Source organism: Pseudomonas taeanensis MS-3 (assembly GCF_000498575.2).
Lineage (GTDB): Bacteria > Pseudomonadota > Gammaproteobacteria > Pseudomonadales > Pseudomonadaceae > Aquipseudomonas > Aquipseudomonas taeanensis.
This window is the reverse complement of the sequence record NZ_AWSQ01000002.1, coordinates 153663-167391: the sequence shown is the minus strand read 5'-3', so window position 1 is coordinate 167391 and position 13729 is coordinate 153663. Positions and strand designations below refer to the sequence as shown.

The window sequence follows — 13729 nt, the reverse complement described above, 5'->3', positions numbered from 1 at the left end:
TCAGTTAACGCTTGATGCGTTCGTTAGTCGGGTCATAGAAAGGCCGAAGCGACGGCTTGACCTTGTAACGCACGCATTCCACTTCAATCTCGAACTCAGTGGCGTCCAGCCATTCCTTGCTCACCCCGGCCGTATGCTCGACATAACCCATGGCGATGGTGGTGCCCAGGGTGTGGCCGAACATCCCGGCCGTGGTGCGGCCGACAATCTTGCCGTCCGCGTAGATCGGCTCCTCGTGGTAGCACAGCGGCTCGGGGCTCTCGAACAGGAAAGCGATGAAACGCTTGCTCAGGGTGCCTTTGGCTTTCTGCGCCAACAGGGCTTCTTTACCGATAAAACCGCCTGCCTTGTTGAAGTCGACCGCAAAGCCCAGACCGGCTTCCAGTGGGGTGTCTTCGTCGGTGATGTCGTGGCCCCAGTGGCGGTAACCCTTCTCCATGCGCAGCGAGTTCATGGTGTGGTAGCCGTAGGGACGAATGCCGAATTCCTCGCCCGCGGCCAACACCGCCTCATAGACGCTCGGGGCGTATTCGGTGGGGATGTACAGCTCCCAGCCCAGTTCGCCGACATAGGTGATGCGCGAGGCGCGAACCACGGCGTAGTGCAGATCGATCTCCCGCGAACTGGCGAATGGGAAGCCCTCATGCGACAGGTCGGCCTCGGTAAGTTTGCTCAGTGTCTCGCGTGAGCTCGGGCCCATCACGGTGACCACTGCATAGGCCGAGGTCATATCGGTGATCACCACCTGCGCGCCCTCGGGCTTGTTGCGCTTGAGCCAATCGAGGTCGCGGTTCTGGCAAGCCACACCCGACACCACCAGGAACTTGTCCGCGGCCAGGCGAGTGACGGTGACATCGGCTTCGATGCCGCCCCGCGCGTTCAGCCACTGGGTGTAGACCATCCGCCCGACTGCCACCGATACATTGTTGGCGCAGATCTGGTTGAGGAAGGTCTCGGCATCGGCGCCTTCCACCGAGTACTTGGAGAAGGAGCTCTGATCGATCACGCCGACCGCGTTGCGCACGCAGGCATGCTCCTGGGCATTGTTGGCAAACCAGTTCTGCCGGCCGAAGGAATATTCGTATTCGGGCTTCTGCCCCTCGGTCGCGAACCAGTTCGCCCGCTCCCAGCCATTCTCGACGCCGAAGCAGGCGCCCTGGGCTTTCAGCTGATCGTGCAGTACCGAGCGGCGCACGCCGCGCGCAGTCTTGAACTGCTTGAACGGGTAGTGGGTTTCGTAGAGCAGGCCCAACGACTCGGTGGTGCGCTCATACAGGTACTGCTGCGTGCCCTGGAACGGCATGTTGCGGCGAATATCCACGCCCCACAGGTCGCGTGGCGCATGGCCTTTGTGAATCCACTCGGCCAGCATCTTGCCGGCCCCACCGGCGGACTGGATGCCCACCGAGTTGAAGCCCGCCGCGACGAAATAGTTCTTCAGCTCCGGCGCTTCGCCGATGTGGTAGCGATCGTCCGGGGTGAAGGATTCCGGACCATTGAAGAACACCTGCAGACCGGTGCGCTCGAGCACCGGCAGACGATGCATGGCCGACTCCAGATAAGGCTCCAGGTGTTCGAAATCGGTGGGCAGCTCATCGAAGCAGAAACTCTCCGGAATGCCTTCCATGCCCCAGGGCTTGGCGTTGGGTTCGAAGGTGCCGATCAGCAGCTTGCCGGCATCCGGCTTGTAGTAGTTGAAGCCGTCCATGTCGCGCAGCGTGGTCAGCCCAGCTTGCAGTTCGGGAATGCTTTCGGTCACCACGTAATAGTGTTCCGCCGCATGCAGCGGCACGTTGACCCCGGCCTTGCGACCGAACTCGCGCGCCCACATGCCGGCGCAGTTGACCACGTACTCGGCGTCGATATCACCGTATTCGGTGACCACCCCGACAGCCCGGCCATCGCGGGTCTTGATATCCAGGACACGGGTGTTCTCGAAGATTTTCGCGCCGCCCAGGCGGGCGCCCTTGGCCAACGCCTGGGTGGTATCGACCGGGCTGGTCATGCCATCCATCGGCAGGTGGATAGCGCCGATCACGTCCTCGATATTCAGCAGCGGCCAGAGTTCCAGGGCCTGCTGCGGGCCTATCAGGTCACAGGGGAAACCCGCCACCTTGGCCATCGACGCGCCGCGCTTGATCTCGGCCAGACGTTCCTTGTTGGTGGCGATGGTCAGCGAGCCGTTACGCACGAAGCCGGTGGCTTGACCGGTCTCGGCTTCCAGCTGCTCATAGAGGCTGGCGCTGTAATTGGCCAACATCGACATGGTGTAGTTGGCGCGCAAGGTGGGCACCAGGCCGGCCGCGTGCCAGGTGGTGCCGCTGGTCAGGGTCTTGCGTTCGAGCAACACGACATCGCGCATCCCCAACTTGGTCAGGTGGTAGGCCAAACTGCAGCCAATCACACCACCGCCAACAATCACCACCTGCGCCTGACTCGGTACTGAAGTGCTCATAAACCCTCTCTTTATTCTTGATGGCCCGTCCGCTATGAGGACTCTTGAAAATCGCTGAACCCTGGAGTTCCCAGGCTGTACGCCGAGCCACCGCCCCGCGCGAGCAACCTGCCAATCCACTCAACCGCCAACCCAACCAGATCGCCCGCCAGACACGGCAAACTAAAAATGACGCGATGAAATCCGTGAAATTGATGCTATCCACAACACACAAACATATCAATGAAATTTAATACTTTTTTTTCACTTAACTGAAAGTTATCTTTCTTTGCTCGCTTATAACTGCAAATGAATTCTTAAATTATTGATTTGCCGGCAGGACTTAACAGCCGCGATTGATGCCAGCCGATTCAGCTGCCGGCACTTGCCTGCAGCCCTCGCGCGCCCCCCGCACAACGCCAGAGCAGTAGAAACTGACAACACACCTGTACTGCGGGTAGCAGTTCACGCAAACAGCGCTCGGCCACGCTGCGCCTACAGCGCCCAAACGCCTGCCTACGGCGCCGCAGAACCGCGATCAGGCAAACTGCAGGCATAAAAAAACGGGCCTTTCGGCCCGTCTTGTTAACCCTCAATCACCCTCGCGTCAGCGTCCTCACACCCTGTGATAGAGCTGCGCGCCCTGCGCCTTGAACTCTTCGGCCTTGGCCTGCATGCCCTGCTCCACTTCCTGATCCAGCTCCAGCGCGGCGATGCGTTGCTCTTCAGCATAGACCCGCACTTCCTGGGTGATCTTCATCGAGCAGAACTTCGGCCCGCACATGGAGCAGAAATGCGCCACCTTGGCCGAGTCCTTCGGCAGCGTCTCGTCGTGGTAGGCCCGTGCGGTATCCGGGTCCAGGCCTAGGTTGAACTGGTCTTCCCAGCGGAACTCGAAACGCGCCTTGCTCAATGCATTATCGCGAATCTGCGCTCCCGGATGACCTTTGGCAAGGTCTGCCGCATGAGCGGCAATCTTGTAGGTGATGATCCCGGTTTTCACGTCATCCTTGTTCGGCAGACCCAGATGCTCCTTGGGAGTAACGTAGCAGAGCATGGCGCAACCGAACCAACCGATCATCGCCGCACCGATGCCGCTGGTGATGTGGTCGTAGCCCGGCGCGATGTCAGTGGTCAGCGGGCCGAGGGTGTAGAACGGCGCCTCGTCGCAGCATTCCAGCTGCTTGTCCATGTTCTCCTTGATCAGCTGCATCGGCACGTGGCCGGGGCCTTCGATCATCACCTGAACGTCGTGTTTCCAGGCGATCTTGGTCAGCTCGCCGAGGGTTTCCAGCTCGCCGAACTGCGCTTCGTCGTTGGCGTCGGCGATCGAGCCGGGACGCAGGCCGTCGCCCAGCGAGAAGCTGACGTCGTAGGCCTTCATGATCTGGCAGATTTCCTCGAAGTGGGTGTAGAGGAAGTTCTCCTGGTGATGCGCCAGGCACCACTTGGCCATGATCGAACCGCCACGGCTGACGATGCCGGTGACGCGCTTGGCGGTCATCGGCACGTAACGCAACAGCACGCCGGCGTGGATGGTGAAGTAGTCCACGCCCTGCTCGGCCTGCTCGATCAGGGTGTCGCGGAACAGCTCCCAGGTCAGGTCTTCGGCGGCGCCGTTGACCTTTTCCAGGGCCTGGTAGATCGGCACGGTGCCGATCGGTACCGGCGAGTTACGGATGATCCACTCGCGGGTCTCGTGGATGTGCTTGCCGGTGGACAGGTCCATCACGGTATCGGAGCCCCAGCGGATGCCCCAGGTCAGCTTGGCCACTTCTTCTTCGATGGAAGAGCCCAGCGCCGAGTTGCCGATGTTGCCGTTGATCTTCACCAGGAAGTTACGGCCGATGATCATCGGCTCCAACTCGGTGTGATTGATGTTGGCCGGAATGATGGCGCGACCGCGGGCGATTTCCTCGCGGACGAACTCCGGGGTGATCTCCTTGGGAATGCTCGCGCCGAAGCTGTGGCCGGCGTGCTGCTGATCGAGCAGGCCAGCGGCGCGAGCTTCCTGCAGCTTCATGTTCTCGCGGATGGCGACGTATTCCATCTCCGGGGTGATGATGCCCTGGCGTGCGTAGTGCATCTGGCTGACGTTCTTGCCGGCCTTGGCCTTGCGCGGATTGCGCACGTGGGCGAAACGCATGGCGGTCAGCTCGGGGTTGCTCAGGCGCTCCAGACCGAAGTTGGAGCTCAGGCCGTCGAGCAGCTCGGTGTCATCACGGTCGGCGATCCAGGCCGAGCGCACGTCGGCCAGGCCCTTGCGCACATCGATGGTCACGTTCGGATCGGTGTAGGGGCCGGAGGTGTCGTAGACCACTACCGGCGCGTTGATCTCACCACCAAAGTCAGTGGGGGTGACGTCCAGGCTGATCTCACGCATCGGCACGCGAATGTCCGGGCGCGAACCCTGCACATAGACCTTCTGCGAACGGGTAAAGGGCTGCACGGATTGCTGGTCGACCTGGGCGGACTCACTCAGGTTCGGACTGGGCTTCTTATTATTAGCCGACACGGAATTCTGACTCATGGTGGACTCCTGAATGGAATGCTGAAGGACGCTGCATAAATGAAAGAAAAACCTTAACCGGAAGCGCTGCCGCCCCCCAGAGCCAGTGGTGCCAGGGCCACTGATCCAGCACCGGCGGCGGCCGGCGCCTGGCCCCACTGGCCGGTCAGGGTTGGTCCTTGGCGGACGACCAACCCTGGTTAAACTGCGCGCACCTCTCGCTTGACGAGAGTGGCCTCCTCACCTCGGTCCCGCCTGCCGCCTCGCGACAAGGCACAACGACCGAGGCCTGAACAACAATAACAATCTCGCCAGACAGCCCCGCGACCTGCTGCTACAGCCGGCCTGCCGCTGTCTGTTGCACATGCGCCACAGGAGCCGAATACCCCCGACAGACTTAACCACAGACGAGATACCTGCCATGACCGACTATTCGACCCTGAAGGAAATGGGCATCAGCTCCTTCGAACTCATCTCGCGCTTCAGCCTGCGCCGCGAGCACGACCGCGATGTGCTCAAGGTCTATTACCTGCGCCCCATCACCTCGTTGCGCCCGCACAGCCAGAAGTTCACCTTCGCCCGACCGCGCAACTCCATCCCGGGCCAGAGCCGTCACAGCCAGGCCTGGCAGCAACTGAGCGATTGCAGCCCGGTGCTGCAGCAGGCCCTCGACGAGCTCAAGCAGCTGACCGGCACCAGCGAACAGCCGCTCTCGCCCAAGCAAGAGTTGCTACAGGATTTGCAGCACCTGGAGAACGTGGTCGAGGCCAAGCTGGCGGAAATCCGCGAGAAAATCGAGCAACTGAACTGAACCTTCCTCAGGCACTGACCTGATCGGACTGTTCGGCCTGGGGCTGCATCAGGCTGGCCATCTTGCGGCCGAACAGCTGAGCCAGCGCCTCCGGGTCGCCAGCGGCTTCGTCCAGCGCCTCGACCACGGCCTGCAGGGTCGGCCGGGTCTTGGCCAGCAGTTCGTCGATATAAAACTCTGGCGCGATGCTCGTGTGCGCCTGGTAACGGCGAAACAGCGCGAGGTGCTGCGGGTCCAGTTTGATCGTCAGCGTATCGGCGGACATCTGATTGACCTCTCAAGATAGTTCGGCGGCAACGGCCGAGTGATTAACAACTGGCACCATCCTTAGCCGCCACCGCAGCAGACCATAGAGCCAGTTTTCGCCCGAACGTGGCGCCAGCCGTCACTGGCCGCATCGGGCGTCGGTAACTGGTCCCTCTCCTGTCTCGACCACGCCCCTAGAATCATTGGCCATCCCCCGGCCCAGAGGCGACATTTATGACCGACCTGAATATCGAACCCGCCAGCCGTCTGGTCCCTGCCCGGGAGTTGTTCGGTATCGATTCCAGCATGCGCGTGCCGGTATTCCTCACCCCGAGCGAGCAGGTGCCGGAGATCGACCCGGCCTATCGCTTCAACCCGGAAGTGACCCTGGCGATCCTCGCCGGCTTCACCCGCAATCGCCGGGTGATGCTGCAAGGCCTGCACGGCAGCGGAAAGTCGACCCATATCGAGCAAATTGCGGCACGGCTGAACTGGCCCTGTACACGGGTCAACCTGGACGGCCACATCAGCCGCCTGGACCTGATCGGCAAGGACGGCATCGTCCTGCGCGACGGCAAGCAGGTCACCGAATTCCAGGAAGGCATCCTGCCCTGGGCGCTGCGCCGGCCCATGGCACTGATCTTCGACGAATATGACGCCGGCCGCCCGGATGTGATGTTCGTGATCCAGCGCATCCTCGAGCAGGGCGGCAAGCTCAATCTGCTCGACCAGAACCAGCTGATCCATCCGCACCCCTCGTTCCGCCTGTTCGCCACTGCCAACACCGTCGGCCTGGGCAACCTCAACGGCCTGTACAACGGCACCCAGGTGCTCAACCAGGCGCAACTGGATCGCTGGAACATAGTCGCCACCCTGAACTACCTGCCCCAGGCCGAGGAAGTTGCGATAGTCGCCGCGCGGGTGCCGCACCTGCTCGCCCGACATGGCGAGGGCTTGCTGGCGTCGATGGTGGCGGTGGCCGACCTGACCCGCCAGGGCTTCGCTGCCGGCGACCTGTCGACCCTGATGTCGCCGCGCTGCGTTATCTCCTGGGCGGAAAACATGGAGATTTTCAGCGACCCGGCGCTGGCCTTCCGCTTGTCGTTCCTCAACAAGTGCGACGAAGCCGAACGACCGATAGTCGCCGAGTACTACCAGCGCTGCTTCGACCAGGAACTGGGCGAGTCGGCGCTGCCCCTGCTCGCCCTGGCCTGACCCCGCACAGGACAACAACCATGAACCAGCCGCCACGCCGCGAGAAACGCCAGCAACAGCTCGAAGAACTCTGCGCGGCGTCGCTGCGGGCGCTATCCGGTGAGCGGCGCTTGCGTTACCGCGGCGGCCGCCTGGAAGTGCAGGAGCGGCACTTCCCGGTGCGCGCACCGCACCTGCATCCGGACGCCGAGCGCGATGAATTCACAGCCTGGCGCGGGGTGGCCGACAGCCTGGCGCTGCGCCTGAAACACAGCGATCAGGCGCTAGTCCGCCAGGTCCTGCCGGCGCAGCCCATCGCCCGTCTGGTGTTCGAACTGCTCGAACAACTGCGCGTCGAGTCGCTGGTGGCCGACAGTCACCCCGGCGTGCGGCGCAATCTGTTGCAGCGCTTCGAGCAGTGGAGCCAGCAGTTCCTCGACTCCGGGCAGACCGAGGGACACGTCGGCCTGCTGCTCTTCACCCTGGCGCAGATGAGCTGGATTCTGCTGTGTGGTGGGCGCGCCGGCGAACAGACCGAGATGCTCATCGAGGCGCCCCGCCTGAGCCTGCTCGGCCATTTCGGCGCGGCCTTCGGTCTGCTGCGTCGCTGCCGCCACAACCAGGCGGAGTTTGCCGAGCATGCCCTACTGATCGCCGCCAAGGCGCAAGAGCTGATCGAGCAACTGGATGCCGAATTGCTCGGCAACGACGAACGCAAGGTCTCGGAAGTCGCCGAGAAGACCCACCTGGCCTTCGCCCTGCTACTGGACGTCGAGCAGGACGGCGAAGGCGACGGCAGTAGTAGCGGCGCCAGCCAAGGCAATACGCGCGGCGGCGAAGATGCATTCAGCTACCAGGTGTTCAGCCGCGACTATGACAGCGAGCGCAGCGCCGCCAGCCTGGTGCGCCCCGAGCTGTTGAAAGAGCTGCGCCAACGCCTGGACCGCCGCATGGCCAGCCAGGGCCTCAATCTACCGCGCCTGAGCAAACGCCTGGGCGCCCTGCTGGCCACGCCGCGCCGCGATGGCTGGGCCTTCGCCCAGACCGACGGGCAGATCGATGCAGGCCGCCTCAGCCGTCTGATCATCAGCCCCGAGCAACGCGAGATCTTCCGCCACGAGCACGAGCGTCCGCACAGCGATTGTGTGGTCAGCCTGCTGATCGACAACTCCGGCTCGATGCGCAACCACATCGAGCACATCGCCCTGCTGGCCGACGCCTTCAGCCGTGCCCTGGAACTGGCCGGTGCACGCAGTGAAATCCTCGGTTTCACCACCGGCCAGTGGAACGGCGGCCGCCCTCTGAAGCGCTGGCGTGGCATGGGTCAACCAGCCAACCCCGGGCGCCTCAACGAGCTCAGCCATGTGGTTTACAAGGACGCGGAAACCTCCTGGCGCCGCGCCCGGCCAAACATCGCCGCGCTGCTCAAGTCCGACCTGTTCCGCGAGGGCATCGACGGTGAGGCGCTGCTCTGGGCGCGCCAGCGGCTGCTGCAACGCGACGCGCGGCGGCGCATCCTGATCATCGTCTCCGATGGCTGCCCGATGGACAGCGCCACCCATCAGGCCAACCAGCAGGACATCCTCGACCTGCACCTCAAGCAGGTGGCGCGACAGATAGAGCAGGAAGGGCGCATCGAACTGTACGCCCTCGGCGTCGGCCTGGACCTGAGCACCTATTACCGCCACAGCCTGGAGCTGGACCTGTCGCACAGTATGGACAATGCGGTGTTCGACGAAGTGCTGCAGCTGCTGGCGCGACGCCGCTAAACGGGAATGGGCAACGCACTGCGCCGGTGGGGTCATCTCGTAATGAAAGCGCTGCGCAGATCAGTGTGCAGCGAGTCAGTCGTGAGTCGGCACACAGCGCGGTCTTGCAGGCCGGGTTAGCGGTGCAAGCCACCAAGGTGCTGGCAACACCGTCTGCAAGGGCCGCGTAATCCTGCCGACGGAACTGGCCCGGCAGCGCTGAGCCAGCGCCGCCAGGCAATACTCCCGCCATCCTGGAAAACCATGCTTCCAGCCTGCACACTGGCCCGCCGGCGCCCAGCGCTAATGGCCGTGCCAGAGCGCTTTACGCATATTTTTTAACCACCACCGCGCTGGCCCCAGAAACGCTACTAATGTGGCCCTAAACAGCGCCGAACCCTGGGGGGACTATTGAACCCGGTCGAAGGGAAGCGACGGAGATGTTTTCAGCGAGGCTGACGTCGCGCAGAGCACAGCCTCACTTTTGTAGCCCTGAGACACTCGCCCCAAGCGTCCCGCCGAGTTCCTGCAGACCCGGCGGCTCGTGGCAACAGATCCACCCTGCACTTTCGTAGCCAAAAACAACTACAACGGAGTACGCAGTTATGACACCCAGCAAGAACTTCACCCGCCCCCTGGCCCTGGCCCTGTGCCTGGTTGCCGCCGCCATCAGCAGCGGTCTTCAGGCCAAGACCTTCCGCGTCGCCGTGGGCGATGGTGCCGGAGGTACCCAGCATGAGCTGGGTCTCAAGTTCGCCGAAGAATTCAAAAGCAGAACCGGCGGTAAACATGACGCCAAGCTGTTCCTCAACGGCCAACTGGGCAGCGAAGAGGACACCGTCAGCAACGCCGCCATGGGCACCCTGGATTTCTCCATCCTGGCCATTAACAACGTCACCCCCTTCTCCCCCTCCGTCGGCGTACTCACTCTGCCCTACATGATCCAGAGCTTGGATGATGCGGTGGCCCTGACCCAGAGCGACATCGGTCAGACCATGGTCGACAACACCGTGCGCGACGCCGGTGTGCGCATCATCGGCTGGGCCTACTCGGGCTTCCGCGTGCTGACCAACTCCAAGCGTCCGGTGACCACGATCGAAGACCTCAAGGGCCTGCAGATCCGTGTACCGAAGAACGAGATCATGATCGACACCTACCGCGCCTGGGGCATCAACCCGACGCCAATGGCCTGGTCGGAAACCTTCACCGGCCTGCAGCTGAAAGTGGTCGATGGCCAGGACAACCCCTACATCACCGTATCGGCGATGAAGTTCGATGAGGTGCAGAAGTACGTCACCAACCTGCGCTACCTGTTCTCCATCGAGCCGCTGATCGTCAGCGAGTCGATGTTCCAGGAGCAGTCACCTGAGATGCAGCAAGCCATCCTCGAAGCGGGCAAGGCCGCTACCCAGCACAGCGCCTCGTGGTTGGTGGAGCAAGAAGGCAAGATCAAGCAGGAGCTGACCGCCAAGGGCATGGTCATCGCCGATCCGGCCGATGGCGAAAAAGAGTGGATTGATCGTGCGGTGTCCCAAGTGTGGCCGAAATACTACGAGCAACTGGGCGGCAAGGATAAGTTGAACAACGTTCTCAAGGTGCTCGGTCGCGACGCGATCTAATCCTCTGCGCGAGGGCCTAACAGGCCGTTGAAAAATGTAGCGAGCGAAGGCTAGGCAAGGCGAAATCGGCCGAAAAAGCGCAGTTTACGTGATGTAAATGAGCATTTTGAGGCCGGTTTCAACGCCGCATAGCCGAGCGCAGTAGTTTTTCAACGGCCTGCTAAAGCCCAACAGTGCAAGCGCCGGCCGGCTAAGCCGCCCGACGCCCTCGACTCAGAACCGCCAGCCCGCCAACCGGCCCAGCCTGGCTATTCGTTCCACGCGGTGAAGCGTTGCGCCCTGGCCCGGGTGCAGCGCTTCGGGAGGCGCACCATGAAACCGGCCAGTACCCTGTTCAAGATCATCGACAACCTGGAAAACTACATCTGCCGCACGTTGCTGGCATTGTTTGTAGTCATCCTGTTTGCCCAGATCCTCAGCCGTAACCTGTTCAACCATTCGATCTCCTGGACCGAAGAACTGGTCACTTACATGTTCGTCTGGTTCGCCTTTTTCGGCGCCAGCTACGCCGCCAAGCTGGCAGCCCACAACCGCGTCACCTTCCAGTTCAAGTTCATGCCACGCAAAGTGGCGGTGGGCCTGGAAGCGCTCTCCGACCTGATCTGGGTTGGTTTCAACAGCTACTTTGTCTACCTCAGCGTGATCTTCTTCATGAAGGCCAATGTGTTCTGGAAATCCCAGACCCTGGGCATTCCGATGAAATACCTGTACCTGATCCTGCCCATCGCCTTCACCCTGATGACCCTGCGCGTGCTCCAGGTCAACTACTACAAACTGGTCAAGGGTATCGACATCCGTGACCCGGAAACCGAGGAGCTCGACAAGATCATTCACGACTCCGCACAGCACGACGACAGCCAACTGCGGGAGCGGGTCCATGGTTGATACCAATATTGTCTATATCCTCTTCGGCTCCTTCCTCCTGCTGCTGCTGATCGGCACCCCGATCAGCATCTCGCTGGCGGTCTCGGCCCTGGCCTCATTCGTCTACCTCGGCGAGAACCCGATCAAGTTCGTGCAGATCGCCTTCACCTCGGTAGGCTCCTTCCCACTGATGGCGCTGCCGGCCTTCATTCTCGCCGGTGCGCTGATGGAGGCGGCAGGCATCTCGAAACGCCTGGTGACCCTGGCGGAAAGTTTCGCCGGACCGATCACCGGCGGCATGTCCGCCGCCGCCGTGATGGCCTGCCTGTTCTTCGGCGCCATCTCCGGTTCCGGCCCGGCCACCACCGCGGCGGTCGGCATGCTGATGATCCCGGCCATGGTCAAGCGTGGTTACGGCAAGGGTTACGCCTCGGCGGTCACCGCCTCCTCCGGCGGCCTGGGCATCATCATTCCGCCGTCCATTCCGATGGTGATCTTCGGCATCTCGGCCATGGGCATGCTGCCGTCCTCCGATGCGGTAGAGAAGTACGGTGAATTCGGTTCGGTGTCGATTCCCAAGCTGTTCATCGCCGGGGTCGTGCCGGGCCTGATGCTGGCCGGCGGACTGTTGGTGATGAACTACTTCCGCTGCAAGAACCTGGGCTACACCGGCAGTGGCGAAGGCTGGTCCACGGCGAAGATCCGCAAGGCCTTGCGCGATGGCATCTGGTCGATCCTCGCCCCCTTCGTGATTCTCGGCGGCATCTACACCGGCCTTTTCACTCCGACCGAATCGGCCATCGTGGCGATTTTCTACACCCTGTTCGTCGGCCTGTTCATCCACCGCGAGCTGCACATCAAGGAGCTGTTCAAGTCGCTGGAGACCACCACCTGGATCACCGGGCGGGTGCTGGTGATTCTATTCACCGCCACGGTGTTCGGCCGCCTGCTGGTGGAGAACCAGATTCCGGCCATCGTCGCCGACTCGATGCTCAGCCTGACCGACAACCTCTACCTGATCTGGATATTGATCATCGGTTTCCTGCTGTTCGTCGGCATGTTCATGGAAACCCTGGCGGCGATCATGATCCTCACCCCGGTGATTCTGCCGATCGCCTACAGCCTGGGCATCGACCCGGTGCACTTCGGCATCGTGCTGATCTGCTGCCTGAGCATCGGCTTCATGACACCCCCGATGGGCGAGAACCTGTTCATCGCCTCCGGTATCTCCGGCACGGCAATCGAGGACATCTCGCACAAGGCCCTGCCCTTCGTGGCGATCCTGACCATCGCCACCCTGATCATCGCCTACGTGCCGGCGATCAGCCTGACCCTGCCCGCTCTATTGGGTTATTGACGACCCTCAGCTAGAACCAGATCGGGGTCGCCAGCGCATATTGCGCCGACGACCCCGATTTGCGTTGCACGCCGCCATACGCTGACACAAGCCTCAGCCAACGCAGCCCTGCTCGCTGAACTTGACCCGGGCCACGGCGCCGTATTTGTTTGCGTAGTTCGCCAGCAGCTCATCATCGCGCCACCACCAGCGCCTGGCGCTGGTCATCAGGCCGCGCTTGTATTCGATGCCATGGGGCAGCTCGACCCAGGGCTGGATCACACTGCCGTCCGGGTAGCTCAACAGCTCGCTCTCGGCCTCGGCGACGCCCTCGATACGCACACGACCGACACCCTCCGCGAACTCGAACTCGATGGGCACCACCTTGGTCGGCAACCACTGGCTGACCAGTTGCGCGCCGAACAGGTCGAAGATCCCGCCGCCAGCCTGGCCCGTGCCTATCGCCTCGAGCGCCTGGCGCTGCTCGGCACTGGCGCGGCTGTCGACATAGGCGCAAGCATGGCCCTGGCCCTCCTCGACCAAACCGGGAAAGCTGTAATAGAGGGCGAAACGCAGGCCATCGAGTGGCACTCCATCGAATTGACCGCTGAGAATGCTCCAGGCGCCCCAACCCATGCAACGGCCCTCGGTCGGCCGCGCATTGAAGTTGCAAGGGCAGCCCCAATCGCAATTGCAGGCGGTGAAGTAGTCCGCCTCGAAGTTCCACCGAGCCATCTTGCCTCCTCGGCCCCGCCACGTTGCGGGGCGCTGCATGCGAACGCCTGCCGTCCCGGCTGCGGCGCTGGCCAGGCCCGCTTTTGCACTGCTTCCCTGCTCGTTCGATGCAAGCCCGACGTTAACCCCACCTTGCAGTATAGGCCCGTGAAACAGGGCCAAATGCAGATGCCCAGGGGCTAGTCAGGCCGCAGACACAGGCCAGCGGGAGTGCCACTGAGCACGCGAGCAGC

11 protein-coding genes are annotated in these 13729 nt (G+C 62.3%); 7 read left to right on the top strand and 4 right to left on the bottom strand.

Annotation, left to right across the window (positions count from 1 at the left end):
* Positions 1-4: 4 nt before the first annotated feature.
* Positions 5-2455, bottom strand: a complete 2451-nt coding sequence (locus TMS3_RS08865) for a GcvT family protein (RefSeq protein WP_025164914.1) — start codon at positions 2453-2455, stop codon at positions 5-7.
* 44 nt (positions 2456-2499) lie between these two features.
* Here TMS3_RS08865 and TMS3_RS25330 point away from each other — a divergent pair, with 44 nt between their 5' ends.
* Positions 2500-2688: a hypothetical protein gene (locus TMS3_RS25330; protein WP_160321029.1), complete on the top strand. Its 189-nt coding sequence runs from the start codon at positions 2500-2502 to the stop codon at positions 2686-2688.
* Between the two features lie 362 nt (positions 2689-3050).
* Here TMS3_RS25330 and thiC read toward each other — a convergent pair whose 3' ends face one another.
* Positions 3051-4964: a phosphomethylpyrimidine synthase ThiC gene (thiC, locus tag TMS3_RS08860; protein ID WP_029866242.1), complete on the bottom strand. Its 1914-nt coding sequence runs from the start codon at positions 4962-4964 to the stop codon at positions 3051-3053.
* 400 nt (positions 4965-5364) lie between these two features.
* Here thiC and TMS3_RS08855 point away from each other — a divergent pair, with 400 nt between their 5' ends.
* Complete coding sequence (locus TMS3_RS08855; RefSeq protein ID WP_025164912.1) at positions 5365-5754, top strand: DUF3461 family protein; 390 nt, start codon at positions 5365-5367, stop codon at positions 5752-5754.
* Positions 5755-5761: 7 nt separating this feature from the next.
* Here the strand turns inward: TMS3_RS08855 and TMS3_RS08850 are convergent, their stop codons facing one another.
* Complete coding sequence (locus TMS3_RS08850) at positions 5762-6019, bottom strand: hypothetical protein (RefSeq protein ID WP_025164911.1); 258 nt, start codon at positions 6017-6019, stop codon at positions 5762-5764.
* 215 nt (positions 6020-6234) lie between these two features.
* Here TMS3_RS08850 and TMS3_RS08845 point away from each other — a divergent pair, with 215 nt between their 5' ends.
* The 5 genes from TMS3_RS08845 to TMS3_RS08825 all read left to right on the top strand — a co-directional run bounded on the left by TMS3_RS08845 (position 6235) and on the right by TMS3_RS08825 (position 12782).
* The gene (locus TMS3_RS08845; protein ID WP_025164910.1) at positions 6235-7215 is read left to right on the top strand and encodes an AAA family ATPase; all 981 of its coding nucleotides are present in this window, start codon (positions 6235-6237) and stop codon (positions 7213-7215) included.
* A gap of 20 nt (positions 7216-7235) precedes the next feature.
* Positions 7236-8963 (top strand): cobaltochelatase CobT-related protein, encoded by a 1728-nt coding sequence (locus TMS3_RS08840; protein ID WP_025164909.1) that lies wholly within the window; start codon positions 7236-7238, stop codon positions 8961-8963.
* Between the two features lie 584 nt (positions 8964-9547).
* Positions 9548-10561, top strand: a complete 1014-nt coding sequence (locus tag TMS3_RS08835) for a TRAP transporter substrate-binding protein (RefSeq protein ID WP_025164908.1) — start codon at positions 9548-9550, stop codon at positions 10559-10561.
* 312 nt (positions 10562-10873) lie between these two features.
* Entirely contained in the window at positions 10874-11446 is a 573-nt protein-coding gene (locus TMS3_RS08830; protein WP_025164907.1) for a TRAP transporter small permease, read from the top strand.
* The gene (locus TMS3_RS08825; protein ID WP_025164906.1) at positions 11439-12782 is read left to right on the top strand and encodes a TRAP transporter large permease; all 1344 of its coding nucleotides are present in this window, start codon (positions 11439-11441) and stop codon (positions 12780-12782) included. The genes TMS3_RS08830 and TMS3_RS08825 overlap by 8 nt, the downstream gene beginning before the upstream one ends.
* Positions 12783-12875: 93 nt before the next feature.
* On the opposite strand, the gene TMS3_RS08820 is transcribed toward TMS3_RS08825, so the two are convergent.
* Positions 12876-13496, bottom strand: coding sequence for a DUF1326 domain-containing protein (locus TMS3_RS08820; RefSeq protein WP_025164905.1), 621 nt, complete (start codon positions 13494-13496; stop codon positions 12876-12878).
* Positions 13497-13729: the final 233 nt, after the last annotated feature.

Excerpts from the sequence above, each read along its gene's own strand:
- TMS3_RS08825 (WP_025164906.1), top strand. The coding sequence starts at position 11,439 with ATGGTTGATACCAATATTGTCTATATCCTCTTCGGCTCCTTCCTCCTG.
- TMS3_RS08820 (WP_025164905.1), bottom strand. The coding sequence starts at position 13,496 with ATGGCTCGGTGGAACTTCGAGGCGGACTACTTCACCGCCTGCAATTGC.
- TMS3_RS08850 (WP_025164911.1), bottom strand. The coding sequence starts at position 6,019 with ATGTCCGCCGATACGCTGACGATCAAACTGGACCCGCAGCACCTCGCG.
- TMS3_RS08865 (WP_025164914.1), bottom strand. The coding sequence starts at position 2,455 with ATGAGCACTTCAGTACCGAGTCAGGCGCAGGTGGTGATTGTTGGCGGT.
- TMS3_RS08830 (WP_025164907.1), top strand. The coding sequence starts at position 10,874 with ATGAAACCGGCCAGTACCCTGTTCAAGATCATCGACAACCTGGAAAAC.
- TMS3_RS08855 (WP_025164912.1), top strand. The coding sequence starts at position 5,365 with ATGACCGACTATTCGACCCTGAAGGAAATGGGCATCAGCTCCTTCGAA.
- thiC (WP_029866242.1), bottom strand. The coding sequence starts at position 4,964 with ATGAGTCAGAATTCCGTGTCGGCTAATAATAAGAAGCCCAGTCCGAAC.
- TMS3_RS08835 (WP_025164908.1), top strand. The coding sequence starts at position 9,548 with ATGACACCCAGCAAGAACTTCACCCGCCCCCTGGCCCTGGCCCTGTGC.
- TMS3_RS08845 (WP_025164910.1), top strand. The coding sequence starts at position 6,235 with ATGACCGACCTGAATATCGAACCCGCCAGCCGTCTGGTCCCTGCCCGG.
- TMS3_RS08840 (WP_025164909.1), top strand. The coding sequence starts at position 7,236 with ATGAACCAGCCGCCACGCCGCGAGAAACGCCAGCAACAGCTCGAAGAA.